Origin of the sequence: Brevibacillus fulvus (assembly GCF_016908525.1) — a bacterium.
Classification (GTDB): Bacteria; Bacillota; Bacilli; order Brevibacillales; family Brevibacillaceae; genus Brevibacillus_G; species Brevibacillus_G fulvus.
In genome coordinates, this window is the sequence record NZ_JAFBEB010000005.1 from 16,192 (window position 1) to 40,544 (window position 24,353).

The 24,353-nt window shown below is 50.5% G+C and carries 27 protein-coding genes; all 27 read right to left on the bottom strand.

Annotated features, from left to right (window positions below):
- Positions 1-124 precede the first annotated feature (124 nt).
- The 27 genes from JOD01_RS08620 to atpA all read right to left on the bottom strand — a co-directional run bounded on the left by JOD01_RS08620 (position 125) and on the right by atpA (position 24,328).
- Positions 125-643: a CDP-alcohol phosphatidyltransferase family protein gene (locus JOD01_RS08620; RefSeq protein WP_204517875.1), complete on the bottom strand. Its 519-nt coding sequence runs from the start codon at positions 641-643 to the stop codon at positions 125-127.
- 220 nt (positions 644-863) lie between these two features.
- Positions 864-1,112 carry a DNA-directed RNA polymerase subunit beta gene (locus tag JOD01_RS08625; RefSeq protein WP_204517876.1) on the bottom strand — a complete coding sequence of 83 codons (249 nt, stop codon included), beginning with the start codon at positions 1,110-1,112 and terminating at the stop codon, positions 864-866.
- A gap of 26 nt (positions 1,113-1,138) precedes the next feature.
- Positions 1,139-1,954, bottom strand: a complete 816-nt coding sequence (locus tag JOD01_RS19865; RefSeq protein WP_204517877.1) for a flagellar hook-basal body protein — start codon at positions 1,952-1,954, stop codon at positions 1,139-1,141.
- 18 nt (positions 1,955-1,972) lie between these two features.
- A complete protein-coding gene (locus JOD01_RS08635) occupies positions 1,973-2,917 on the bottom strand; it encodes a flagellar hook-basal body protein (protein WP_204517878.1) in 945 nt (314 codons plus the stop codon).
- A gap of 35 nt (positions 2,918-2,952) precedes the next feature.
- The gene (gene mreB / locus JOD01_RS08640) at positions 2,953-3,966 is read right to left on the bottom strand and encodes a rod shape-determining protein (RefSeq protein WP_204517879.1); all 1,014 of its coding nucleotides are present in this window, start codon (positions 3,964-3,966) and stop codon (positions 2,953-2,955) included.
- Between the two features lie 98 nt (positions 3,967-4,064).
- The gene (gene spoIIID, locus JOD01_RS08645; RefSeq protein WP_204517880.1) at positions 4,065-4,349 is read right to left on the bottom strand and encodes a sporulation transcriptional regulator SpoIIID; all 285 of its coding nucleotides are present in this window, start codon (positions 4,347-4,349) and stop codon (positions 4,065-4,067) included.
- A 265-nt stretch (positions 4,350-4,614) separates the two neighbouring features.
- Entirely contained in the window at positions 4,615-5,340 is a 726-nt protein-coding gene (locus tag JOD01_RS08650; protein WP_204517881.1) for a stage II sporulation protein SpoIIQ, read from the bottom strand.
- A gap of 96 nt (positions 5,341-5,436) precedes the next feature.
- Positions 5,437-6,438 carry a stage II sporulation protein D gene (gene spoIID, locus JOD01_RS08655; RefSeq protein WP_204517882.1) on the bottom strand — a complete coding sequence of 334 codons (1,002 nt, stop codon included), beginning with the start codon at positions 6,436-6,438 and terminating at the stop codon, positions 5,437-5,439.
- Between the two features lie 133 nt (positions 6,439-6,571).
- Entirely contained in the window at positions 6,572-7,909 is a 1,338-nt protein-coding gene (gene murA / locus JOD01_RS08660) for a UDP-N-acetylglucosamine 1-carboxyvinyltransferase (protein ID WP_204517883.1), read from the bottom strand.
- A gap of 20 nt (positions 7,910-7,929) precedes the next feature.
- Positions 7,930-8,673, bottom strand: a complete 744-nt coding sequence (locus tag JOD01_RS08665) for a YwmB family TATA-box binding protein (RefSeq protein WP_204517884.1) — start codon at positions 8,671-8,673, stop codon at positions 7,930-7,932.
- Positions 8,674-8,762: 89 nt separating this feature from the next.
- Positions 8,763-8,993: a DUF1146 family protein gene (locus JOD01_RS08670; RefSeq protein WP_420829077.1), complete on the bottom strand. Its 231-nt coding sequence runs from the start codon at positions 8,991-8,993 to the stop codon at positions 8,763-8,765.
- 121 nt (positions 8,994-9,114) lie between these two features.
- Positions 9,115-10,641: an NADH-quinone oxidoreductase subunit NuoN gene (gene nuoN, locus JOD01_RS08675; RefSeq protein ID WP_204517885.1), complete on the bottom strand. Its 1,527-nt coding sequence runs from the start codon at positions 10,639-10,641 to the stop codon at positions 9,115-9,117.
- Positions 10,642-10,644: 3 nt separating this feature from the next.
- Positions 10,645-12,114 carry a complex I subunit 4 family protein gene (locus JOD01_RS08680; protein WP_239565350.1) on the bottom strand — a complete coding sequence of 490 codons (1,470 nt, stop codon included), beginning with the start codon at positions 12,112-12,114 and terminating at the stop codon, positions 10,645-10,647.
- Positions 12,115-12,166: 52 nt separating this feature from the next.
- Entirely contained in the window at positions 12,167-14,080 is a 1,914-nt protein-coding gene (gene nuoL / locus JOD01_RS08685) for an NADH-quinone oxidoreductase subunit L (RefSeq protein WP_204517887.1), read from the bottom strand.
- 21 nt (positions 14,081-14,101) lie between these two features.
- Positions 14,102-14,413 carry an NADH-quinone oxidoreductase subunit NuoK gene (gene nuoK, locus JOD01_RS08690; RefSeq protein WP_204517888.1) on the bottom strand — a complete coding sequence of 104 codons (312 nt, stop codon included), beginning with the start codon at positions 14,411-14,413 and terminating at the stop codon, positions 14,102-14,104.
- Complete coding sequence (locus JOD01_RS08695; protein WP_204517889.1) at positions 14,410-14,919, bottom strand: NADH-quinone oxidoreductase subunit J; 510 nt, start codon at positions 14,917-14,919, stop codon at positions 14,410-14,412. Before JOD01_RS08695 ends, nuoK begins: the two co-directional genes overlap by 4 nt.
- Before the next feature lie 2 nt (positions 14,920-14,921).
- Complete coding sequence (nuoI, locus tag JOD01_RS08700; protein ID WP_204517890.1) at positions 14,922-15,335, bottom strand: NADH-quinone oxidoreductase subunit NuoI; 414 nt, start codon at positions 15,333-15,335, stop codon at positions 14,922-14,924.
- Between the two features lie 49 nt (positions 15,336-15,384).
- Positions 15,385-16,386: an NADH-quinone oxidoreductase subunit NuoH gene (gene nuoH / locus JOD01_RS08705; RefSeq protein WP_420829078.1), complete on the bottom strand. Its 1,002-nt coding sequence runs from the start codon at positions 16,384-16,386 to the stop codon at positions 15,385-15,387.
- The gene (locus tag JOD01_RS08710) at positions 16,383-17,531 is read right to left on the bottom strand and encodes an NADH-quinone oxidoreductase subunit D (protein WP_204517892.1); all 1,149 of its coding nucleotides are present in this window, start codon (positions 17,529-17,531) and stop codon (positions 16,383-16,385) included. Before JOD01_RS08710 ends, nuoH begins: the two co-directional genes overlap by 4 nt.
- Before the next feature lie 3 nt (positions 17,532-17,534).
- On the bottom strand, positions 17,535-18,023 hold the full coding sequence (locus JOD01_RS08715) for an NADH-quinone oxidoreductase subunit C (RefSeq protein WP_204517893.1): 489 nt from the start codon (positions 18,021-18,023) through the stop codon (positions 17,535-17,537).
- Positions 18,023-18,541 (bottom strand): NuoB/complex I 20 kDa subunit family protein, encoded by a 519-nt coding sequence (locus tag JOD01_RS08720; protein WP_204517894.1) that lies wholly within the window; start codon positions 18,539-18,541, stop codon positions 18,023-18,025. The genes JOD01_RS08715 and JOD01_RS08720 overlap by 1 nt, the downstream gene beginning before the upstream one ends.
- Positions 18,532-18,894: an NADH-quinone oxidoreductase subunit A gene (locus JOD01_RS08725; RefSeq protein ID WP_204517895.1), complete on the bottom strand. Its 363-nt coding sequence runs from the start codon at positions 18,892-18,894 to the stop codon at positions 18,532-18,534. The genes JOD01_RS08720 and JOD01_RS08725 overlap by 10 nt, the downstream gene beginning before the upstream one ends.
- Before the next feature lie 173 nt (positions 18,895-19,067).
- On the bottom strand, positions 19,068-19,808 hold the full coding sequence (locus tag JOD01_RS08730; protein WP_204517896.1) for a DUF6042 family protein: 741 nt from the start codon (positions 19,806-19,808) through the stop codon (positions 19,068-19,070).
- A gap of 187 nt (positions 19,809-19,995) precedes the next feature.
- Positions 19,996-20,400: a F0F1 ATP synthase subunit epsilon gene (locus JOD01_RS08735; protein WP_204517897.1), complete on the bottom strand. Its 405-nt coding sequence runs from the start codon at positions 20,398-20,400 to the stop codon at positions 19,996-19,998.
- Positions 20,401-20,427: 27 nt separating this feature from the next.
- Positions 20,428-21,837 carry a F0F1 ATP synthase subunit beta gene (gene atpD, locus JOD01_RS08740; protein ID WP_204517898.1) on the bottom strand — a complete coding sequence of 470 codons (1,410 nt, stop codon included), beginning with the start codon at positions 21,835-21,837 and terminating at the stop codon, positions 20,428-20,430.
- A 45-nt stretch (positions 21,838-21,882) separates the two neighbouring features.
- Positions 21,883-22,743, bottom strand: a complete 861-nt coding sequence (gene atpG / locus JOD01_RS08745) for an ATP synthase F1 subunit gamma (RefSeq protein ID WP_204517899.1) — start codon at positions 22,741-22,743, stop codon at positions 21,883-21,885.
- Positions 22,744-22,816: 73 nt separating this feature from the next.
- A complete protein-coding gene (gene atpA / locus JOD01_RS08750; protein ID WP_204517901.1) occupies positions 22,817-24,328 on the bottom strand; it encodes a F0F1 ATP synthase subunit alpha in 1,512 nt (503 codons plus the stop codon).
- Positions 24,329-24,353 lie beyond the last annotated feature (25 nt).

A 24,353-nucleotide genomic window follows, 5' to 3' on the forward strand; every position in this document is an offset into this window, starting at 1 on the left:
TTGACTTGCTGATGCATGAAGAACTTCCGCGAAACTTAGACTATGGATAACTCCCTTTCTCTTGATGGGAACGGGGTTAAGATAAAGGGGCACGCCCACTGGCCGGGCCGTGCTCTTTTCCTTATTATAGCATGCGATTCAACAAACGAAACTTGATGACATAAACCGCGCTGGTGACAAAGGAAAAGGCGATCACCAGCCACAGCAGCGGCTCCGCATATGGCACTTCAAACATCAGCAGCGGAAAGGTGATATAAAACAAAACCGTGGTGATTTTGCCAAACACGTTGGCCGGCACCGTTTTTTTGCCCCGAAAGTGAAAAAACGCGGACACGACAATCATGCCCAAATCCCGGGCAAAGAAAAACAGGGCGGCCCACACACTGATCCGCTCTGTAAACAATAACGAAAATATGACCGCCATCATCATCAACTTGTCCGCCAGCGGATCCATCATCGTACCAAAGCTTGTTACCAGTTTATACTTGCGAGCGATGTAGCCGTCGACAATATCGGTCAATCCGGCCAGTACCAGGATGCCAAAAGCAATGTGCGTGTGATAAGATCCCGGCAAAAAGAAAATATATAAATAAACAGGTATCAGGACAATACGAAAAAGCGTAAGCAGGTTTGGAACATTCACGGATATCCCTCCGCCGTACCGGTTGCGGCCGCAGCCGACAGGTACCTTTATTAGACGAGCGCTGTCCCCTTGTAATTGCCACTCTATTATACTCTGTGGCCAATAAAGGCAACAAGTCTGTTCTGTCTCCTCCGCTTTTTTTGGGGAATGCTCGTGTTGCAAAGAAAAAGACCTCATCCCTCTTGTCGAATGAGGTCTTGTTCGCGGTTTCACGACTCGCTCATGTACCGGAAAAGATCAAGTCATACATATGTTTGTATGTGTTGAGATTAAACACTTCTGAAACAGGCTGATCGCCCAGAACGCCATATCCGATGATCAAGCCAATCAACAGTGAAAAAAAGAGCAGAAACGGAATGATCAAGAGCCTGGCAATAACGGCTGCCCACGTCCGATTGGTTCTGGTCGGCTTTCTTTCCCTTGCTTTCGGCCTGTCTTGCGGGAAGCTTTTCCCCTTGGTCTGATCCATTCACCTTTCCTCCATCATTTTTTCACTTAGCGGCTGCGCAATTGATTGGCAATGCCCATCATCTGGTCGGTGATGGCAATCGCCCGCGAATTGAGCTGATACGCCCGCTGCGTCGTAATCAGGTTGGTCATCTCAGCGCTAACATCGACGTTGGACGCTTCCAAAGCCCCTTGGCGAATCGTCGCAGTCGATTCCTGAAACAACATCCCCGGCTGTTCGCCCGGCTGCAAAACCAAAGCGTATTCATTTTGCCCGATTTGCGTATATTGCTCAGGGTTGTCCACTTGCCACACCGGAATGCGGGTCAGGGTGTCCTCGCCGTTTACAAAGATATGACCATCTTCCGTCACTTTAAAGTCGTTGCTGGCCACTTCCACCGGTAGACCATTTTCATCAACCAAAATGTCTCCATTGGCCGTCGTCAAAAAAAATGTGCCCGTCGCCTCATTTGGGCTAAGCTTAAATGAGCCGTCCCGGGTCAGACGAAACTCTTCCTGCAAAAACACACCGTTTTGATCTGTTGTCCGATGCGTCACCATGAAATAGCCTTTCCCCTGAATCATCAGGTCGGTGGGCACATCGGTAGTTTTGGCGCTGCCCTGCGACAAATCGAGTTTGGTCGTCCCAATTTTGACGCCCCGACCGATGCGCAAGCCCGCCGGCGAATTCCGTTGTGTGTCTGTCGCCGGCTGTTCCCGCATATTGTCGGCGAGCAGCTCGGAGAAGGAAGCTTCGCGCCGCTTATAGCCTATGGTGTCTACATTCGCCAGATTGTTTGCCGTGTTGTCAAGCGCGGCCTGCACAGTGCGCAAGGCCGATGCAGAGATATTGAGAGATTGCATGGCTCAAACTCCCCCTTCCTATCCGTTTACGCGGCCAACTTCATTGACCGCTTTATCCAAAGTACCGTCGAGCGTGGTGATCACCCGTTGATTTGCCTCATAAGCCCGCAATACCGCCATCATATCGGTCATCGTCTTGGTCGAGTCCACGTTGGAGCGCTCAACCCATCCCTGCTTCACGCCGAAAAACCCTTGAACAGCCGGATCATACGGGTCGAGATCGGCGGGCTGTCCCTGCCCGCCCCAGCGAAAGACGTTGTTGCCTTCCCGAATCAGTTGGTTTGGGTCAGTGACAAGTTTTAAGCCAAGCGAATAACCCAGCTGTTGAGTTGGGTCCGCTTCATCCAGTCCGGCCGGTCCCGGCAAGAACAATTCGCCCCGTTCGTTGAAGACAACCCGATCGCCGGTGGAAATCCCTTGCGGATCATTCAGTCGAATCGCCCGGTTTTGGTTGTCGAGCACATAGTAGCCATCAGGTGTTACCAGATAGCCATCGGCATTCACATTAAAATTGCCGTTGCGCGTATAACGGATTTGCGCCGGATCGGTTAACGGCTGAGCCGGATCGTCCATTCGCGCAATGCCAAAAAACAGGCTGCGTTTGACCGGTCGGCCGTCTTCACCCTCGACCGGCGGGAGGTTGTCCATCAAAGCGAGATCATACGGATTTTTCGTCTCGATAATATCCCCCTGCGTAAAGATCGGCAGCGCTTCCGACATATAGACTCCCGTATGCAACGTACCAATCGGCACAGGTTGTCCGGTAAAATTGGGCAAACCATCTACCGTCGGCCCTTCAGGATCGCGAATTCGGGAGAGCAACTGTTCCGGAAACGCCCGCAAAACCCCTTCATCCGCTTTATAGCCTGGCGTATTCACATTGGCCAGATTGTTCGCCAAAGCTTCCTGACGACGCTGCATCGCCAGCATTCCGGAAGCGGCTGTGTATAGACCCCTGATCATCGGTTATCCCCCTTTCCTGTTTGCATTTCGCGGCTTCAGCTAAAGAGTCGCTTGTTGCGGCTGCTCGGAGCCTTGTCCAAGTATTCCAACATCATTCCCGTCCCTTTGGCTACGCACATCATCGGGTCTTCCGCTACCAGGACAGGCACTTTCAATTCATCAGCCAGCAACTGGTCCAGTCCGTGAATCAAGGCGCCTCCCCCTGTGAGGGAAACCCCCTTATCAATAATATCGGCAGAAAGTTCCGGCGGTGTTCGTTCCAAAACATTCTTGGAAGCTTGTACAATCGCACTGACCGATTCGGCCAGGGCTTCTTGGACTTCTGCGGAGTGAATGGTAATGGTTTGTGGCAAACCGGTTACCATATCTCTCCCGCGAATGTCCATTTCGTCCTGGCGTCCGCCGGAAACCGTTCCAATCTGCACTTTGATATCTTCAGCCGTACGCTCTCCTATCAGCAACTTATATTTGTTCTTTATGTATCGCATAATTGCCAAATCAAATTTATCGCCAGCTACTTTGATAGAGGAAGAGGTGACAATGTCGCCCATCGACAATACCGCCACATCAGTGGTGCCCCCGCCGATATCGACTACCATATTGCCGGAAGGCTGGTAGATGTCCATTCCCGCGCCCACTGCCGCTACTTTCGGTTCTTCTTCGATAAATACTTCCCGCGCTCCGCCGCTGCGCTCCGCCGCTTCCCGAATCGCCTTTTGTTCCACAGAGGTGATGTTTGTCGGGCAGCAAATCAGGATACGCGGGCGCGCAAACACGCTTTTACCGCCAATTTTGGCAAGAAAATGCTTCAGCATCGCTTCGGTTATCTCAAAATCGGCAATCACTCCATCTCGCAAAGGCCGGATCGCGACAATGTTACCTGGTGTACGACCAACCATTCGGTGAGCTTCGTCCCCCACCGCCAATACCTTTTTGGATTGATTATCAATGGCAACAACCGATGGTTCGTTCAGGACGATTCCCTTTCCCCTAACGTAAATCAATACGTTGGCCGTTCCTAAATCGATCCCGATATCTTTGCTAAACATGAAAGGTCCTCCCTGTAAAATACATTAACTCTACTTTATCATAGGTTTTTTTTCGTGAGAGGACAAGGAAATCCTTTTAGAATTTGTCGAATTTTTACTTATACACTTTCTTCCTGTTCGATTCGGACTTTTTTGCTCTTCCGTTTATATTTGATTTTTGTCGCCTCCCCGCCGCGCAAATGCCTGATGGCTTTGTGGTACTCGAGAATCTCTTTCACTTGATTGGCCAATTCCGGATTTATCTCTGGCAGCCGTTCCGTCAAATCCTTGTGGACTGTGCTTTTGGAAACTCCGAACTCTTTGGCGATCATGCGAACCGTATTACGCGTCTCCACAATATATCGACCGATTTTGATGGTTCGCTCTTTGATGTAATCATGCACGCTACTCGCCTCCCTGTATCGAGATTGTCTGTTACAATATATGGGTAGGCGAGGACACATATTCTACGTTTCCAAGCCTGACAAGCCAGCAAGACCATATCTTTTTTAGACAGCGTGTACACATCAGGAAAGACATGGCCGATTTTTCAGCTGCATAAACCGGCTGCGGTATATCAATGAAGGTTGTTTCCTGACCTAAAACAAAAAAGGCTGCCGGGATTTCCGGCAACCTGCGCGGAGGACGACGCCTCCATTCACATCCTGTTTATTGCGATTCCGTTTGACTTTGTTTCATATATTGCTCGGGATTGACGTTATTGCCGTCGACCCTTACTTCAAAGTGCAGGTGGATGCCGGCATCCTTCTCATAGACATTCCGTCCGGCTGTTCCGATCGGCTGTCCTTGCGTGACTTCATCCCCCGGTTTGACTGTTACCTGCTCGAGGCTTTGATACACCGTCACCATTTTGTTCGGATGCTCGATTTCTACCTGGTTTCCAACCAGCGGATCATTCTCCACTTTGGTCACTTTCCCGGCCAGTGCTGCCGTTACCTGAAACGCTTTGCCATCGGTCGAAGTCAGGTCAATTCCCGTGTGCGGAATATAGGAGTCATCGTATTTGACCAACGCAGCGGCCTGTGTTTCGCTGGAAGCCTGTTCATCATAGTAGTTCATGCCCACTTTGTAGGAGACACCTTCAGCCACCGGCATTCCCAATTGCGGTGTCGCATTGCTGGCCGGGACCGCTTCCTCTTCCTGAACGGTTGGCTCGCTTTCTTCCTGCTGAACAGCTGCCGTTTGCTCCGTCTGTTCGGACTCGGTCACCAGCGAATCAGTCAGGCTGCCTTGATACCACATCACGAATGCTAGAATAATTGCTGCGGCTCCGATGTAGATGGCGGGAAAGGCCCATTTCTTTCCGAGAAAACTTCTCCAGCTGCTTGTCTTTTTAAACGGAATCGGTTGATTTTGATTTTTTTGTTCATCCATTATTTTCATCACCTCATCACTCAGTATCACCAGTTTTTTACTGTATAAACCTGAGCGAGGAGGGAAAATTAAAAATTTGGCACAAAAAGACAGACGCTACCCTTTCACCGCCTGTTGATAGTTTTGCAAGGCGATTCCCTGGTAGAAATATTTGACGATCTCTTCCGCTTTTTTGCCGGCCTTGGCCATCCCATTGGCCCCCCATTGACTCATGCCCACGCCATGGCCGTAACCGCGTGTATGAAATACGATCGTATTCCCGCGAAGTTCCATCGTAAAGGCTGAAGAATTCAGGCCGAGTTTTTCGCGAATTTGCCGGCCGGTAAATTCCTTGTTTCCAATCTGGATCTTGCCGATGCGATTGCCGGCTGTCCGTTGGATCACTTGATACCAGCCGCCTTGTCGCGCGGCCGCCAGATCAAGCTTCACGCCCAGCTTTTGTTCCACTTCGGCGACGCTGATCGGCTTGCTCTCTTCATAGCGCGGAGAATTGACATCCCACGGACTGGCTACACTGCGCAAATAAGGAATCGGCTGCTGCCAATATTCGCTGGCATCTTCGGTAAACCCATTGCTGGTTGAAAAAAACGTCGCGTCGATCGGATCGCCCTGGTAAGTCAGGATCATTCCCGCCGTTTCCAGCACAGCTTGCCGAATGCGCGCGTTTTTCCATTCGAATTGGTCGCCCCAGTTCTGCTTGCGCTGTTCTTCATCGAGATACACCTGATGTTTGACCGTATCCAGCACTTGCCCACCATCGGGGACATCGCTGAAATCATTGGCATTGATTCTGCGGATAATATAGGTGCGCGCGGCCATTGCCTGCGCTTTTAGTGCCTCCAATTCAAAATCGGCCGGCATCTCCGCAGCTACCACTCCTTCAACATAGCTTTCAAGCGGCACTGTTTCTACAACTTTTTTTTCCGAACGGTAGACTTTGACGGGGATTTGATTTGGCAGCGACGCAGGAGAGGCCAGACTTTTGCCAGCTGGCTGAACGGGCGGCGTTGCAGGAGAGAAGTAGTACACGAGCGTGGCAGGCACCGCTACCACCAACAACGGAAGAGCAATGAACAAAAAGAGTAGATAACGTCTCATCTTACTTCCTCCCTGAAAGATATCTGGACAGCTTGACGATTAAAGTCTATGTCCCCAGGGAAAAAGATAGAACGAGAGAGACGAGAGACAAAAAAAGCAGCCAGCATTTCGCTGACCGCTTGTTGCTTGCTATTTAGGCAAAATTGGCGGAGAAGTTGACCTTGATCGGAGCGGTTCTAACATCATCCTCCACCGCAGCTTTCGGCTCGCTGACGGAGACCCGTTCGACCTGAGCGCCGAGGGCGCGAAGTTTTTCAGCAAAGTTGACATAACCGCGATCAAGGTGATGCAGTCCGAACACTTCCGTTTCTCCTTCGGCCACCAAACCAGCCAGCACCAATGCTGCTCCGGCGCGCAAATCGGTCGCCGTCACTTTGCTTCCGGTCAATTTGCCGCCACCTTCGATGATGGCGCTTCTTCCTTCAATTTTGATTTTTGCGCTCATCCGACAAAACTCTTCGACATGCATGAACCGGTTTTCAAAAACGGTTTCCGTGACGATGCTGGTTCCTTCGGAAGTAAGCAGCAAGGCCATCATTTGCGACTGCATATCGGTTGGAAAGCCTGGATACGGCAACGTTTTTACATCTACCGCTTTCAATGGCCCCTGCCGGCGGCATACCCGAATGCCGTTTTCGCTCTCAACCACATCCACACCCATTTCCCGCAGCTTGGCTGTGATTGGTTTCAAATGGTCGCAGATGGCTCCTTCAATAAATACATCGCCACCGGTAATCGCAGCGGCAATCATGAAAGTGCCCGCTTCAATCCGGTCAGGGATTACCGAGTGGACACAGCCTTTTAACTTTTCCACACCTTCAATCCGGATCGAACCGGTTCCGGCACCGCGAATCTTCGCGCCCATCCCGTTCAAAAAGTTGGCGAGATCGACGATTTCCGGTTCCTCTGCAGCGTTTTCGATTACGGTGGTACCTTCGGCAAGCGCGGCGGCCATCATTATGTTCTCGGTCGCTCCCACACTTGCGATATCAAGATAAATTTTTGCACCTTTCAACCGCTCGTTGGCTTTCGCTTCAATAAAACCTTGCCCAATCTCGATTTTGGCCCCCATCGCTTCAAAGCCCTTCAGATGCTGATCGATCGGCCGGGTGCCAATTGCACAACCTCCGGGCAAAGCTACCCGCGCGCTTCCTTTTCTGGCGAGAAGCGGACCCATTACCAGAAATGAGGCTCGCATTTTGCGAACAAGCTCATAGGATGCCTCCACGCTGTTGAGCGTCGTAGCATCTATGGTCAACGTCTCATTTTCATATGTAACTGTGTTTCCCATTGATTTCAGCAGATCACAAATCGTATAAACATCATCCAAAGCCGGCGCATCATGAATAACGGAGATACCTTCCTCCGCCAAGATAGAAGCGGCAATTATAGGGAGAACCGCATTTTTTGCACCGGACAATTTTACATTTCCCGCTAATGCCTTACCACCGCGGACAACTATTTTATCCAATGATTAACCCCTCCGCGTGCTTAGTATTCCGCTGTGATGATTGGTGTTCCTACAGTGAGCCGTGTCCCCGGTGATTGAGTGTCTCGGTGTGTCGCTGCCTGTAGATTCATTTTGCGACCGTTTATATTGAGAGACTGTTTCCACACTGGTGTGTAACCAGAAACGCTGATAACCGTCTCATCTTGTAAACGTTCAATTTCATTCGCCTGGAGGGAACGAAAAATCGACAAAATTTTACCCTCCTGTTGATCATCACCCAGTTTATCACTGTACATTCCACGAATACAAGTACTAAATTGCGGAATTATTCCTGCTGCCCTAAATGCTGTTTCGACCTGCTGCTGAAGTTTTTCAATATCTTGTGGTTCACTTCCTGTTTCCCGCAAAATGAGCACAAGATATGCATCCAACCCAGCCGAGTAGGGGACACCGACAAGCCGCAAATCAATTGCAACATGTTGAAAATTTGCCTGGGAATGGAAGGTGTAGCGTCCATTTTCCAGTTGCAAATCGTTTATTATTACCAAATCAAACCGATTGCTCCACTTATAAGCAAGTTCACCTAGTTCTTTTGGACTAGTTACGGTACCTAGTTCCACTCTGGTTCTCGTTTCGGCTTCTTGTATTTCTGCTCCCGTTGCTCGCACAGCGCGAAGCAAACCGTCCAATTCCCCGGTGTAACCTTGCTTTGCTTCAACCGGTATTAAATATAGCACTGCTGCTGCAATGAATACAATGGCTAGCCACCCATATTTTTTCCCCATCGACAACCTCTCCCCGTACAATACATTCTCTATCTGTAAATCTCAGTTTGTACGAGTAACTGGTTGGATATACCAGCGGAGGGAAAAAACTAAAAAAAGTTTCGCAGCAACAGCGACCAGCCCAAATAATCAATAAAAAACCGGGCGACACCATAGCCGATGAAGATGGACAAAATGATTTGCAACAGTTTGGCTTGTCCGCTGTCGGCTTTTTTGACAAACAGATCAAAACGAAAAACTTGCAGAGCATACCAGCTCACCCCGATGCAAACGATCGAGACGATTATGCCCAACACCGCTGTTACGCCAATTGTTTCCACGCTGATCCACACTCCTTGCAGTTGATGCGAGCTTTGTTTGCTTTTACACACTAAAGCAAAAGTCCGCTTTTACCATAGCAAAACAGGGCTGCTTCTGTAAAGCCGCCCTGTTCGCTACTCTTTACTCTCCCGGTTTCATGATTCCGCCAAGGTCGAAGCCGCTGTTAAAATGCTGGTGGATGAATTCGGAAGGAAGCCCGGGGAACAATCCGCCCAACAAGGTCGCCAGCGCGGCGACACCGATAATGAAGGCGGCCCCTGCCGGGATTTTGACGGATGCCTCCGTCTCTCCTGAGCGCATATACATTTGCCGGATAAAACCGAAGTAATAAAAGAAGGAAATGGTGCTGGTCGCCAGCATGATTGCGGTCAGCCAGTACCTTCCATTGGCCAATGCGCTCATCAACAAGTAAAACTTCCCGAAGAATCCGGCTGTCACCGGCAACCCCGCCAGAGAGACGACCAGGATCGTTACGGCTACAGCCAAGACGGGAGCGCGATGATACAAGCCGGCGAACCCTTTCAGCTCCTCCGTCCGCTGATCGCGCGAAATCGTTTCAATCGCCGCAAACAGGCCAAAGGTTCCCACCAAGTACGCCAACAAATAAAAGATGACTTGTTCAAACGACAGCTGGGTCAAAGACACAAACGGAATCAATAGATAGCCGGCATGGGCGATTCCCGAGTAGGCCATCAGCCGTTTGAGATGGACTTGGCGCAGGGCCATCAGATTGCCAATCATCATCGTCAAGCCGGCGATAATGGACAGATAGCCGCTCAATTCGGTCAACAGCAAGCTTTGCCCTTGTTCCGTCAATACTCCGCCGTACGCGAGCAGCACCAGCCGAACGATCAAGGCAAACCCGGCGGCCTTGGAAACGACCGCCAAATAAGCGGTCACCGGTGTTGGGGCGCCTTGGTAAACATCGGGTGCCCACATATGATTGGGAGCTGCGGCAATTTTAAACGTAAGGCCGGCCACCAGAAAGACAAAGGAGATAAGCACCATCGCCCCAAAGCCACTGTTGGCCGCCTGCCCGATCCGCGACGTCATTTCATGCAGATTGGTCGTGCCGCTCAATCCATATAAGTATGACATCCCAAACAAGGTAAAGGCTGAGGCAATACCGCCGGAGACCACATATTTGAACGCCGATTCATTGGAGGCAAGCCGATGTTTTCGGATGCCGACCAAAATGTAGGAGGAGAGCGACAACAGTTCCAGTCCGACAAACATGGTGATCAGATCGGCGGAGGAGGCCATGACCATCGCCCCCAGCAAGCCGATAAGCAGCAAATAAGAATACTCCCCATGGTGCGGGATCGCATCTCGTTGAAGATGAGAGAACGACAGCAAAAAAGTAAAGGCTACCCCGCTGACAAACAGCAGTTTAAACGCATTTCCGAACGAATCGATCCGCAGCATATCGGCCATAAAGCCAATCGGCTGCCCGACGGTTTGGATGTTTTGCCAGATGGCCGCTCCCGCCAGCACGACGCTGACCAGGGCTAGCCAGCCGAAAAGCTGCCGGGGCAGCCGTCTTCCCGCCAACAGATCGAGCAAGGCCAGCAGCACAGCGCCCCCCAGAACGATCATTTCGGGACGAAGGTAAGTCCACTCAACGGAAAAAAGATTGTTTGCATCCATGGCCTAACCCCCTATTCCCGTTACGACCGGAACGATCGAATCCAGTGTTTTTTGCAGCGGATCGCTTAACACCGCAGGATAAATGCCGATCAGAATAATCACTCCCAAGAGAACGACTAGCGGAATCGCCTCCATTGGCTGGGCATCAGCCAATCTCGTCAACCGCGACGGCGTCGGGCCGTACACAGCCCGTAAGACGGCGCGCAATACGTAGATTGTCGTAAAAATCAAGCCAATCGCGCCGATCGCAGCATGCAGCGGCATTGCTCCAAACAATCCCATCAAGGCGAGGAATTCGCTGATAAACCCGGACATGCCCGGCAATCCCAGTGAAGCGAGGGCACCCGCCAGAAAAACACCGCTGATAAACGGCATGCTTTTGGCAATTCCGCCAAGCTCGGTAATGGTTGAGGTTCCAGTACGATCCCAGATCACTCCGACGATAAAGAACAGCAACGCGGAGATCAAGCCGTGTGACACCAGTTGAAAGATCGCCCCCTGAAAACCGATCGAATTCATCGCCGCAAATCCGAGCAGGACCATTCCCATGTGGCTGATGCTCGAATAGGCCAGAACCATTTTCAAATCTTTCTGGACTGTCGCCAGCACCGCGCCATAGAAGATATTGATCAATCCAAACACGGCGAGCCAAACGGAAAATTCATACGCCTGGTCCGGGAAGAAGTTGATGCCAATCCTCAGCAAGCCATAAGCGCCCATCTTCAGCAAAATTGCCGAATGGATCATGACCACCGGCGGCGGTGCCTGCACATGCACGTTCAACATCCAACTGTGGAACGGAAAGATCGGCAGCTTGATTCCAAAAGCGATAAACAGCGCCACGAACAGCCCATACCGATATTCCGGCGACAGGTAGCCAGACAGCGGATCATCCGGATTGGTCAAAACTTGCTGCAGTTCACCGAAGTTTACCGTTTGCAGCTGTACGAAAATCGCGATAAAAGCAAGCAGCAATATGGCAGAACCTATGCCATTGTAGAGCAAAAATTTGTTGGCTGCCCGCTCCCGTTCCGCGTAGCCCCAAATGCCCAGCAAAAAATACACCGGTATCAGGGTCAGCTCAAAAAAGAGGAAGAACAGGAACAGGTTTTGCGCGGAAAAGACGCCAAACATGCCGATAAGCAACAGATGGTACAAAATAAAATATTCGCGCAACCGCCTTTTCATCTGCCAGGAACCGACCGCAGCCAATGTGCCGATGATCGCGGTCAACAGCAATAGCGGCATTGAAGCGCCATCAATCCCCATCTCGTAGCGGATCGGGAAAAAGGTTAACGATCCGTTTTGATCAAGTCCGATCGGAATTTTGATCCAATCGCGCCTTTCGATGAATTGCAAGCCTGCCGAATAATCGAACCCGGCGAACAGCATCAGCGACATAATCAGCGGAAGCAGCGTGCCCAACACACCGATCGTTTTAATCGTCCCCACCATCTGCTTGGGCGTGAACATCAAGACGACGATCACCAGCAGGGGCGAAAAGGTAATGAGCGACAGCAAGGTGTTATTGACCAAAGCTAACACCTCCTTGCGTGGTAATGCCAATGAGCAACAGCACAATCCCCAGCAATACGATCAAGCCGTAGGTTTGCATCTGGCCGCTCTGGAGTCGGGCATGCAATCCGCCTAAGCCATTGGCCAATTTGACAGCGAGCTGAACCAGCCCGCCGATCAAATAATGATCGAACAAATCAAGCAGCATGCCGATTCCCCGCAGCGGCACAGCCAAACCATACCGGTAAATCTCATCCAGATAAAAAGCGCGATTGGAGAGACGGTACAACCAGGGCAGCGGGCGGGCAATCCATGTCGCTGCGATCGCCTTTTTCACATAGATCAGGTAAGCCAGCACAATGCCGGCCAAAGAAACCAGCACGCTGACGACCGACAGCCATGGAGCATGCAGCTCGGCTGCTTCCGGCATGGCAAAATGGATGGATTCTCCTACATCTCCGGCCAACTGCCAGTTTTCCAGCAACGGGGCAAACGGCATGTTGAGAAAACCGGACAGCACCGCCAATACGGCGAGGACCAGCAGCGGGATTCGCATCACGGCAGAAGGATCTTTCGCCCGACTGATCGCCTGGCTGACCGCTTTGCCGGTAAAAGTGAGAAAGAATAAGCGAAACATATAGAAGGACGTCAAAAATACGGTAATCACGGCAATCCACAACAAATCTGCGCGCTGGGCCGAGTAGACGGCCGAGATGATCTCCTCTTTGGACCAGTAACCGGAAAACGGCGGAATGCCGGCAATCGCCAAGCAGCCGATCAGAAAAGCGATTCCCGTTACCGGCATCTTTTTCAACAATCCGCCCATTTGAAACAAATCTTGCGTATGCACCGCGTGGATCACACTGCCCGCCGCCAAGAACAGCAACGCTTTAAAAAAGGCGTGCGTGAACAAGTGAAATACACCTGCCGTATAGCCAATCGCCCCGGCTACCCCCAAGGCCAGCATCATATAGCCGAGCTGGCTGATCGTCGAGTATGCCAGTACCCGCTTGATGTCGGTCTGAGTCAAACCGATCAGCGCGGCGAAAATCGCCGTAAATCCGCCCGTATAGGCAACGATGTCCAACGCTGTCTGCGAATCGAGAAACAGTGGATAGGTGGCAGCGACCAAATACACGCCCGCGGCGACCATAGTGGCAGCGTGGATCAAGGCTGAAACGGGAGTCGGGCCTTCCATTGCGTCCGGCAGCCATGTATGTAAAGGAAATTGACCCGATTTCCCCACCGCTCCGACAAAAATGAGCACGGCGGTCAATGTGGTCATCCAAGGTTCCATTTTCCCCAAGGCGACGGTTTTGAAGATCTCCGAATACTCAAAACTACCTGTCCACCAGAACAGCAGAATGATGGCTATCAGTAACCCGACATCGCCGATTCGCGTGACGATAAACGCTTTTTTTGCCGCCAGCATCGCCTTTGGTTTGGAAAAGTGATAGCCGATCAGCAAAAAGGAGCAAACCCCGACCAACTCCCAAAAAATATAAAGCTGCAACAAGTTCGGCGACAGCACCAATGCCATCATCGAAAAAGCAAACAGGGACAAATACTGGTAATAGACGGGAACACGTTCATCATCCCGCATATATTCCTTGGAATAGATTTGCACCAGGAGGCTGACCACCGAGATGATGACCAACATCATTGCGTTCAACGAATTGATTTCATACCCCACCCGAATGACCGTATCCCGGATATTCATCCATTCCACCAATACTTTTTCACTGGCAGCGCCCTGATAACTTTGCCAACCGATCACCAAGGCGAGCACGCAGGAGAGTGCGGCAGCCAAAATGCCTACAGAGCTCGCTCCACCTCTCAATTGCCGGCCAAATGATACAAGGACGATAAAAGCAAAGAGCGGAAAGAGAGGGATCAGCCAGGCGTAATGCAATATTGTATCCAATTTATCTTCCCCTCCGTTTCTTCAGCGTTTCATCGTATCCATCTCATCCACATTAACCGTTTCCCGATTTCGGTAAAGGGCAATCAAGACAGCAATCCCGACAGCCACTTCAGCCGCAGCGACCGTCATGGTAAACAGTGAAAAAATTTGCCCGGTGATCGCAGGATGCAGGCCGAATTTGGCAAAAGCGATCAGATTGAGATTGACGGCATTGAGCATCAATTCGATAGATAACAGCACGATCACTGCATTGCGTTTGGTCAAAGCGCCATACAGTCCGACACAAAACAAGATCAAAGCGACCAGCAAATACGAGGTAACCGGAACGGTCATTTGCCATCCTCCTTTTTGGCCATGAGTATCGCCCCTACCAATGCGACCAGTAACAGCAGGGAAACAAGTTCAAACGGGATCACATAACGGGTGAAGACTGCAAGTCCGATCTGCTTGGGATTGCTTTGCTCAACTGGCTGCGGCGCCGCTTCCGGATTTGGCCATGGGCTTGCCTGAATCCCCAAAAAGACGAAGACAAACAGAGCAGCGACCAGCAAAAAGCTGATCAGCTTCCGTTTGTTCCGATGTGCTTTCGGTTCAACATCATCTTTTTTGGTCAGCATGATGCCGAACAGCATCAGAATCGAAATCGCCCCCGAATAAACCAACACTTGCGAAACCGCCACAAATTCTGCATCCAGCATGACAAACAAACCGGCGATGCACAAAAAGGTGATGCCCAGCGAAACCACCATGTGGACAACACGGGTAAAACTGATCATGAAGACGGCTCCCCCGATCGTGAGCAGGGACAAGATAAAGAAGGCGACGAATTGGCCGCTCATGACTAATTCTCCTCTCTGATGTTGGTTCGATTCCCATCGAGCCAAGTCAAGTCTTTATAAAGTTCGTCGCGGCTGTAAACCGCCAACTCAAAATTATTCGTCATGACAATTGCTTCTGTCGGGCACACTTCTGTGCACAAATCGCACAAAATGCAAATTTCAAAATTAATGTCATACGTGTCGATGATCTTCCCTTTTCTTTCGGGATCGGGATGGGGTTTTCCTGTCAGCTGAATGCAATCTGTCGGGCAAATCCGTACACATTGGTTGCAAACAATGCACTTTTCCGGCGAGAAGTGCTGAATCCCGCGAAAGCGCGACGGCATCGGGAAAGGTTCGTCCGGATATTTATGCGTCACCTTTTTCTCCGGCAATTTTTTCAGGGTAAAGCCTAATCCTTTCGTAAAGCCCAGCATCCGATTCCCCCCTGTTCAGCCAACCCCGGGCAACAGTCGCCAGAGTCAGCTATGCAAAAATGGACACAAATCCGGCAGTCAGCAGAATATTGAGAAAAGCCAATGGCAACAAACCTTTCCAGGCAAAGCTCATCAACTGATCGGAGCGAATGCGCGGCATCGTTGCCCGCAGCCAGAACTGCAGAAACACATATAATGAAAATTTTACCACGAACCAGACAATTCCGGGAATAAAGGATAACGCCGGATGAATCGGCAGCCATCCGCCCAGAAAAAGTACGGTCACCATCGTGCCCATGGCAAACATATACACATATTCCGCCAGCATAAACATGGCGAAGCGAAAACCGGAATACTCCACATGATAGCCGGCGACCAGTTCCGATTCTGCTTCCGGCAAATCAAATGGCGAACGATTGAGCTCCGCTTGCGCCGCAATGATAAAAATGAGAAAAGCCAAAAACTGAGGGACAATGTTCCAGACATCACGCTGCGCCTCCACGATCTCGCGCAAGTTCATACTGCCCGTCAAGATGACGATCCCGACGATCGACATGACCAGCGCAACCTCGTAACTGATCATCTGCGCCGCCGAACGCAAGCCGCCGATCAGCGCATATTTGTTGTTGGAGGCCCAACCGGCCGTGATTACACCCAGGACGGTAATGCTGGACAACCCTACATAATATAAAACACCAATATCCAGATCTGCAAATTGCAGACTTTCTGTAAACGGCATGACCGCAAGCACGGTAAAAGCCGGTGCATATGCAAGTACCGGCGCCAAAGCGAACAATATCCGGTCAGCTTGCTTGGGACGGGTGTCCTCTTTCAGCAGCAATTTGCTCACATCCGCAACCGTCTGCAGCAAGCCAAGCGGCCCCACTCGGTTTGGACCGGGACGCAATTGCATCCAGCCAATCACTTTTCGTTCAAAATAGATGGCGTACGTCACGAAGACGAGCACGACCAGCAGCAGCGCAATAGCGGCGAGCACGATCAAAAGCAGGTTCCACATCGTCAGAGGCTGTTGCACCAACTCCCGCATCAAGCGTCGACCTCCCCGAGGACAATGTCAATACTGCCGAGAATCGCGACCATATTGGCCATATTCGCCCCCACCAACAGGTGCGGCAAAATCTGCAGATTCATAAAGGACGGGCGGCGCAATTTCAACCGCCACGGCTTATCCTTCCCTTGACTGGCAATATAGACGCCGATCTCACCGCGGGGCGACTCGATGCGCACATAAGTCTCTCCTGCCGGCGGACGGATCACGCGGGGAACTTTCCCCATAATTTCCCCGTCTGCCGGGAATTGCTGTACGGCCTGTTCCAAGATGCGCAAAGATTGCTCGATTTCCGCCAAACGCAGCCAGTACCTGGCCAAACAGTCCCCTTCCACGGCGGTGGGAATCTCAAATTCAAACCGGTCATACAGCGAGTAGCTTTCATCTCGGCGCAAGTCCCATTTGATTCCGGTACAGCGAAGCATCACACCGGAAAGGGAATAATGCAGGGCGGTGTCGGCATCATATTGACCGATGCCGGCCAGCCGATGAATAAAAATTTCATTGCCTGACACCAGCTTGTGATAGTTGGGCAGCTCCTTCTTCATATATTGCACAAAATTTGCCACTTTCTCAATCCAGCCGGGCGGCGCATCCCATTTCACCCCGCCGATTCGCATATAGTTGAAAGTCATCCGGGCGCCGCACAGCTCATTGAGCAAATCGAGAATGCTCTCCCGATCGCGAAACGCGTAGAGAAACGGGCTCATCGCCCCGATATCGAGCAAATAGGTTCCCCACCAGACAAGATGGCTGGCGATGCGATTGAGCTCCATGGCGATGATGCGCAAATAATCGGCGCGTTCGGGTATCGCCAATCCCATCATCGTTTCCACTGCGTGGCACAGCACGTAATTATTGGTCATCGCCGCCAAATAGTCGAGCCGATCCATGTAAGGGATGATTTGCGTATAGGTCAAGTTTTCCGCGATTTTTTCCGTTCCTCTGTGCAAATAGCCCATCACCGGAACTGCTTCTTTGATCGTTTCCCCCTCGATTTTGACGACAAGCCGAAATACCCCATGGGTACTGGGGTGCTGTGGTCCGACATTAAGCAACATCTCTTCGGTGCGAATTTCCGGAGCGGGAGAGATCACGCTTTCAGTGGGCGGCTGATTTCGAAGCATCCGTTACACCTCCTCATCATACTCGACATAATCTTTGCGCAATGGGTAGCCTACCCAGTCGTCGGGCAGCATGATGCGGGTCAAATTGGGATGGCCGGCAAAGTGAATGCCCAACAAGTCGTACGTCTCCCGCTCGCTCCAGTCGGCGCCTCCCCAAATCTCGGCCACCGAGCAGACAGACGGATTTTCTCGCGGCAACACGATCTTAACGGCGAGGTTTTGCCGATGTTTGTAGGAGTAGAAATGGTAATACATCTCCATCCTGTCTTCATAATCGATGCCATGCAAATTGGACAAGTATTCGAAGTGCAGTGACTCATCTTCTTTGAGAAAGCGGGCCACTTCCTTCCACTGTTCTTTTTGGATGACCAGCGTCGGCACATGTTTGGCCAACTCATTGATGTAAGCGTTCTCAATGGCCGACTCGCCGAATTTCTCGCCAATCCGTGTTACATACCGTTCAAGCGGTGTAAGCTGTACATGCTCCTCCATTATGGATTCGTCACCCGCTTTCCGGTTTTCGCTTCATAACGAATCTTCTCTTGCAGCTTGTTAATTCCGTAAATCAGGGCTGCCGGATTTGGCGGACAGCCGGGAATGTAGACATCAACCGGTACAATCTGATCGACTCCTTTGACGACACTGTACGATTTCACATACGGGCCGCCTGCCGTAGCGCATGACCCCATCGCAATCACCCACTTCGGGTCGGGCATTTGATCGTAAAGTCGGCGAAGCAGCGGCGCCATCTTTTTTGTGACCGTCCCCGCCACAATCATCAAATCGGATTGGCGCGGCGATGCCCGAAAGATCACACCAAACCGGTCGAGATCGTAGCGAGCTCCCCCCGTGCTCATCATCTCAATGGCACAGCAAGCCAACCCGAATTGCAGCGGCCAGAGAGAATTGCTGCGAATCCAGCCTTTTACCGTTTCCACGGTGGTAAACAATACATTGCGATTCAGCTCTTCCCGCAACTCCGGAGCAATTTCATCCAAGTTCAGTTCCATTCCAACGCCTTCTTTCTCCATGCATATAGGAGACCTACTGCCAACAGCGCGATAAACACGACCATTTCCACGAGGGCGAACAAGCCTAATTGGCGATAAGCAACCGCCCACGGATAAAGAAACAAAGTCTCGACATCAAAGATGACAAACAACAAGGCATACAAATAGTACCGCACATTAAAGCGCCCCCAACTGTCGCCAACCGGAATATTGCCGCTCTCATAAGTCGATTGTTTTTCGGGTGTGGGATTGTTGGGACGAAGCAGGGGACCGATCCAACTGACAGTGGCCACCGGGAGCAAAACGCCAAGCAACAAGAAAATTGCAACCAATACATAGGGATTGGTTTCCATGGAATACTCCTCTCCCCTCCATTCCATTAGACTGGCAGGAACTTTTGCAGCAGCCGCTACAATTCCATCCTATGCGCAAAACTATGGTTTTTTGTCCGCTGCGCAAAGAAAAAAGGTTGCCACGGTAAAGTGACAACCTTGTCTTTCGGCTGCGCCGTTTCACGGAAAAGACGTTATTGCAACGTTTCCGCGTAGCGATCGCCGAGAAAATCTTCGTAAATCCGTTCCCAAACAATCGTAAACTCCAGTTTTTCATCATCGGGAATATCAAAAATATTGTCAATGGCTTCTGTCATATACGGAGTCAGTTTGATCAAAACTTCCCGCAGCATCGCATCGTTGGTGTTTAACATTTCTTTCAACTCATTTTTCGATAAAGCGAAACTGTTGTCGTCTTTTTCATGCAGCATCAGGATCAGTTTGCTAAACACCGGATGAACCAACGCTTCCAATTTGATATGATTTAACGCGATTTGTTCCGCTTCGGTCAGCACAAAGATTTCCTGAACCTCAGGGAATGGATCGACCGGCACATCCCAGGCACCGTCTTTGTCCAACACGATTCCCCATTTTTTGAACAACTCAATTGCCGCCTCCCGACTTTCCGGGTAGGAGAAATTGGAACGTTGCAGAAATTTTTTATGCTTCTCCAACAGATTGACATAATTGTTGTACTGCTGTTCGGATTTAAACATGTCCAAAGTGGGAACCGTAAACGTTCCTTCCAAGCCTTTTATCTCATCGAGCGCCTTGTTCATTTCGTCTTGCGTATCAAATTTGGTGACCGCGTAGCAGATGGAATGGAACAGGACGTTCATCTCATGCGATAATACACTTGCCCAGCCATTCGCTTTATAACCGCTGGGAATGACAACATCCTCCCGATTTTTCCGCACTTCTCTTATGGTTTGCATGGATCCACTCTCCTTGTTAAGCAACATGCATTTTTAACCGCCGTTATTTATTTGCCCTGCCAATCGTTTTCCTATGTAAAGAACAGGTATATTATATACATAAACTGAACCAAATTACCAATTATGAAAAATTTGCCTGTCCAATTGAGGAAAAATCCCCGTGCTGTACAGCGCGGGGATTTCTGTTTTACAAGCTGTTGGTGATGTCCAGACGTGCCAGGGCACGCTGCAGAGCAAGTTCAGCACGACGTTGGTCAAGGTCCGGTTGTCTCTCGTTCAAACGCTGCTCGGCACGCTGTTTGGCGCGCTTCGCACGGTCCACATCGATATCTTCCGGCAACTCGGCTGTTTCAGCCAAGATGGTTACCTTTTCGCCATGAACTTCCATAAAACCGCCGCTCACGGCAATTTTTGTTTCCTGATCACCGTCTGTTTTAATCCGAACAGGCGCAACTTTCAGCGGGGTAACGAGCGGCATATGGTTCGGCAAAATACCGAGATCCCCTTGAACGCCACGCGCGATCACCATCGATGCTTCACCGCTGTATACAACCCGTTCAGGAGTTACGACTTCAACAGTCATCTTACTCATTTATCGTCTCCCCTTTCCAGGGTTGTCTTACGCCAGAGTTTTCGCTTTCTCAACAGCTTCTTCGATTGTCCCTACATACATGAATGCTGCTTCAGGAAGATCGTCGTGTTTGCCTTCCAAAATCTCCTTAAAGCTGCGGACAGTTTCTTTCACAGGTACATATTTACCTGGGATACCGGTGAATACTTCCCCAACGAAGAACGGTTGAGACAAGAAACGTTGAATCCGACGAGCTCGAGCAACCGTTTGCTTATCTTCATCGCTCAATTCATCCATACCCAAGATGGCGATGATATCTTGCAACTCTTTGTAACGTTGCAGAATTTTTTGCACGCCGCGCGCTACTTCATAGTGCTCTTGCCCGACGATATCCGGAGACAACGCGCGGGAAGTAGAAGCAAGCGGGTCTACCGCAGGGTAAATCCCCAACTCGGAAATACCGCGGTCGAGGTTGGTTGTTGCATCCAAGTGAGCGAAGGTCGTTGCCGGAGCCGGGTCAGTATAGTCATCGGCAGGCACGTAAATCGCTTGAATGGAAGTAACGGAACCTTTTTTCGTAGAGGTAATCCGTTCTTGCAAGCCACCCATTTCTGTTGCCAAAGTCGGTTGGTAACCTACCGCGGAAGGCATACGTCCCAGCAACGCGGATACCTCGGAACCAGCTTGGGTGAAACGGAAGATGTTATCGATAAAGAGCAACACGTCACGGCCCTCTTCATCACGGAAATATTCAGCCATTGTCAATCCGGTCAACGCTACGCGAAGACGAGCACCAGGCGGTTCGTTCATTTGTCCGAATACCATCGCGGTTTTGCTGATAACGCCGGAATCCTTCATTTCATGGTAAAGGTCGTTCCCTTCACGAGTACGTTCCCCTACACCCGCAAATACGGAAATACCACCGTGCTCTTGGGCGATGTTGTGAATCAATTCCTGAATGGTAACGGTTTTTCCTACACCGGCACCACCGAACAGACCGATCTTACCACCTTTGATATAAGGAGCCAACAAGTCAATAACTTTAATCCCTGTTTCCAGGATTTCAACGGTTGTTGCTTGATCCGCGAAAGATGGAGCTGGGCGGTGAATCGGGTCACGACGTGGGACATCGCCCATTTCTTGCAAGTCGATCGGTTCACCCAATACGTTGAACACACGACCCAACGTAACTTCACCAACCGGTACAGAGATAGGAGCACCTGTATCTTCCGCTTCCATCCCGCGAACCAAACCATCTGTAGAAGCCATTGCGACGGCCCTTACAATATTGTCACCCAAGTGAACCGCTGCTTCCAATGTCAAGTTAATATCACGTTCACCAGAATTTTGCGCTTTATGTTGAATTTTAATCGCATTGTATATCGCAGGTAACGAGCCTTTGTCGAACTCGATGTCAACAACCGGACCCATTACGGATACTACGCGTCCTTTCGCCATCTTACTTCTTCCCTCCTGTAAAGCCGTTTTGGAAGTTTGCCATTCCTATGCTTGTGCGTTTGCACCGGCAACGATTTCTGAGATTTCTTGCGTAATCGCGGCTTGACGCGCGCGGTTATAGAAGAGTGTATATTTATTGATCATTTCCGTTGCGTTGTCTGTTGCGTTCCCCATTGCAGTCATCCGGGCACCGTGTTCAGACGCCTTTGCTTCCAGCAACGCGCTGTAAATAACGGTCTCTGCATATTTCGGCAAAAGGTCAACCAGCACTTCTTCAGCAGAAGGCTCGTATTCATAATTGACGCCAGACGTTTCCCCTTCGATCTGATCAAGCGGGAGCAAACGGTTGACAGACGGATTTTGCACCAGTGCGCTTTGGAATTGGTTAAAGCACAGGTACAACTCATCAAGCTGGCCGTCCGCAAACAATTTCACCGCTTCACTGGAAATTTTGCGGATTTGCGAGAAAGATGGACTGTCAGGCAAACCGACGATTTCCTCGATCACCGGATAGTTGCGTTTGCGGAAATAATCCCGACCTTTGCGGCCAATCACAAAAATGCTGTATTCATCTTGTGACTTGTGACGCTCGTTGATCGTTTGAATGACTTTGCGAATGATGTTGCCATTATAACCACCAGCCAAACCACGGTCGGAAGTAATGACAATATATCCTGTCTTTTTCACCGGACGGGTTTCCAGCATCGGATGTTTAAACCCGTTTGTGCCTCCAGCGATGCTGGCAATGACCTCTTTAATCTTGTCAGCATATGGGCGTGCAGCTACCGCTTTTTCTTGCGCGCGGCGCAACTTGGCAGCGTCGACCATCTTCATCGCTTTGGTAATCTGACGGGTATTCTTGATGCTCTTAATGCTTCGTTTAATTTCCCGCATTCCTTTAGCCATGCGTTTCACCACCTTGTGGATGCATGCCGAGCGCTCGTGAGCGACCCGGCATACATAAGATGTCTTCTATCGATTAGCGGCTTACAGCGAAGCCCTTTTTGAATTCGTCGATCGCCGCTTTCAAATCATCTTCATTTGGCAATTCTTTGGTTGTGCGAATGTGTTCGAAAAGCTGCGGCTTGTTGGCATCGATGTAAGCGAGCATTTCTTTCTCGAACCGCATAACATCGGAAACCGGAATATCGTCAAGGAAGCCTTTGGTTGCAGCATAGATCGACACAACCTGTTTTTCAACCGGCATTGGCTCGTATTGGCCTTGTTTCATAATTTCCGAAACGCGTTGACCACGAGTCAACCGGGCTTGGGTTGCTTTATCCAGATCGGAGCCGAACTGAGCGAAAGCAGCCAACTCGCGATATTGCGCCAAGTCCAAACGAAGCGGACCGGCAACTTTTTTCATTGCTTTAATTTGTGCAGACCCACCTACGCGGGATACGGAAATACCGGTGTTTACCGCAGGACGTTGACCCGCGTTGAACAGGTCGGACTCCAGGAAGATCTGTCCGTCGGTAATGGAAATTACGTTGGTTGGAATATAGGCAGACACGTCGCCTGCTTGTGTTTCAATGAACGGCAACGCCGTCAAGGAACCGCCACCCAACTCATCGGACAATTTCGCTGCACGTTCCAGCAAACGGGAGTGCAGATAGAATACGTCCCCAGGATATGCTTCACGGCCTGGAGGACGGCGAAGCAACAGCGACAACTCACGGTATGCCGCAGCTTGTTTGGACAAGTCATCATATACGCACAGGACGTGTTGTCCTTTGTACATGAAGTATTCACCCATCGCTACGCCGGCATATGGTGCCAAGTAAAGCATTGGCGCCGGATCGGAGGCGGTAGCGGATACGACGATCGTATAATCAAGCGCGCCGTGTTTGCGGAGAGTTTCCACAACGTTGGCAACGGTGGATTGTTTTTGACCGATTGCGACATAAATACAAATCATGTTTTGACCTTTTTGGTTGATGATTGTATCCAGCGCAACTGCAGTTTTACCCGTTTGACGGTCACCAATGATCAATTCGCGTTGTCCACGGCCAATCGGAATCATCGCGTCAATCGCCTTGATCCCGGTTTGCAGCGGCTCATGCACGGATTTACGAGCCATTACGCCAGGTGCCGGGCTTTCAACCGGACGGAATTCCGTCGTATTGATCGGGCCCAATCCATCAATCGGTTGTCCCAATGCGTTAACAACACGGCCGAGCAAAGCTTCCCCTACTGGCACTTCCATGATGCGGCCCGTACGTTTTACCGTATCGCCTTCTTTGATCTCACGGAAAGGTCCAAGAATAACAACACCCACGTTGTCTTCTTCAAGGTTTTGCGCCATCCCCATTACGCCATTTTGGAACTCCAGCAGCTCACCAGCCATCACTTTGTCCATACCATGTACACGAGCGATACCGTCGCTGACCTGGATAACCGTACCTACGTCTACTACTTCAATTTCAGATTTATAATTAGCGATCCGCTCTTTAATAAGGGCGCTAATCTCTTCTGGTCTGATTGCACTCACCAATGATCACCCCATTCATCCAAGC

Bases quoted from the DNA above. Each gene is read 5' to 3' on its own strand.
- atpG (WP_204517899.1), bottom strand. From the start codon at position 22,743: ATGGCTAAAGGAATGCGGGAAATTAAACGAAGCATTAAGAGCATCAAG.
- JOD01_RS08665 (WP_204517884.1), bottom strand. From the start codon at position 8,673: ATGGGGAAAAAATATGGGTGGCTAGCCATTGTATTCATTGCAGCAGCA.
- JOD01_RS08680 (WP_239565350.1), bottom strand. From the start codon at position 12,114: ATGTTCACGCCCAAGCAGATGGTGGGGACGATTAAAACGATCGGTGTG.
- nuoK (WP_204517888.1), bottom strand. From the start codon at position 14,413: ATGACCGTTCCGGTTACCTCGTATTTGCTGGTCGCTTTGATCTTGTTT.
- JOD01_RS08720 (WP_204517894.1), bottom strand. From the start codon at position 18,541: ATGGAACTGAACTTGGATGAAATTGCTCCGGAGTTGCGGGAAGAGCTG.
- JOD01_RS08735 (WP_204517897.1), bottom strand. From the start codon at position 20,400: ATGAGTAAGATGACTGTTGAAGTCGTAACTCCTGAACGGGTTGTATAC.
- JOD01_RS08625 (WP_204517876.1), bottom strand. From the start codon at position 1,112: ATGGATCAGACCAAGGGGAAAAGCTTCCCGCAAGACAGGCCGAAAGCA.
- JOD01_RS08635 (WP_204517878.1), bottom strand. From the start codon at position 2,917: ATGATCAGGGGTCTATACACAGCCGCTTCCGGAATGCTGGCGATGCAG.
- JOD01_RS08650 (WP_204517881.1), bottom strand. From the start codon at position 5,340: ATGGATGAACAAAAAAATCAAAATCAACCGATTCCGTTTAAAAAGACA.
- JOD01_RS08695 (WP_204517889.1), bottom strand. From the start codon at position 14,919: ATGAGCGGCCAATTCGTCGCCTTCTTTATCTTGTCCCTGCTCACGATC.
- nuoN (WP_204517885.1), bottom strand. From the start codon at position 10,641: ATGGATGCAAACAATCTTTTTTCCGTTGAGTGGACTTACCTTCGTCCC.
- JOD01_RS08715 (WP_204517893.1), bottom strand. From the start codon at position 18,023: ATGGAGGAGCATGTACAGCTTACACCGCTTGAACGGTATGTAACACGG.
- nuoI (WP_204517890.1), bottom strand. From the start codon at position 15,335: ATGCTGGGCTTTACGAAAGGATTAGGCTTTACCCTGAAAAAATTGCCG.
- mreB (WP_204517879.1), bottom strand. From the start codon at position 3,966: ATGTTTAGCAAAGATATCGGGATCGATTTAGGAACGGCCAACGTATTG.
- atpD (WP_204517898.1), bottom strand. From the start codon at position 21,837: ATGGCGAAAGGACGCGTAGTATCCGTAATGGGTCCGGTTGTTGACATC.
- JOD01_RS19865 (WP_204517877.1), bottom strand. From the start codon at position 1,954: ATGCAATCTCTCAATATCTCTGCATCGGCCTTGCGCACTGTGCAGGCC.
- JOD01_RS08725 (WP_204517895.1), bottom strand. From the start codon at position 18,894: ATGGAAACCAATCCCTATGTATTGGTTGCAATTTTCTTGTTGCTTGGC.
- spoIID (WP_204517882.1), bottom strand. From the start codon at position 6,438: ATGAGACGTTATCTACTCTTTTTGTTCATTGCTCTTCCGTTGTTGGTG.
- JOD01_RS08730 (WP_204517896.1), bottom strand. From the start codon at position 19,808: ATGCAAACCATAAGAGAAGTGCGGAAAAATCGGGAGGATGTTGTCATT.
- JOD01_RS08710 (WP_204517892.1), bottom strand. From the start codon at position 17,531: ATGCTTCGAAATCAGCCGCCCACTGAAAGCGTGATCTCTCCCGCTCCG.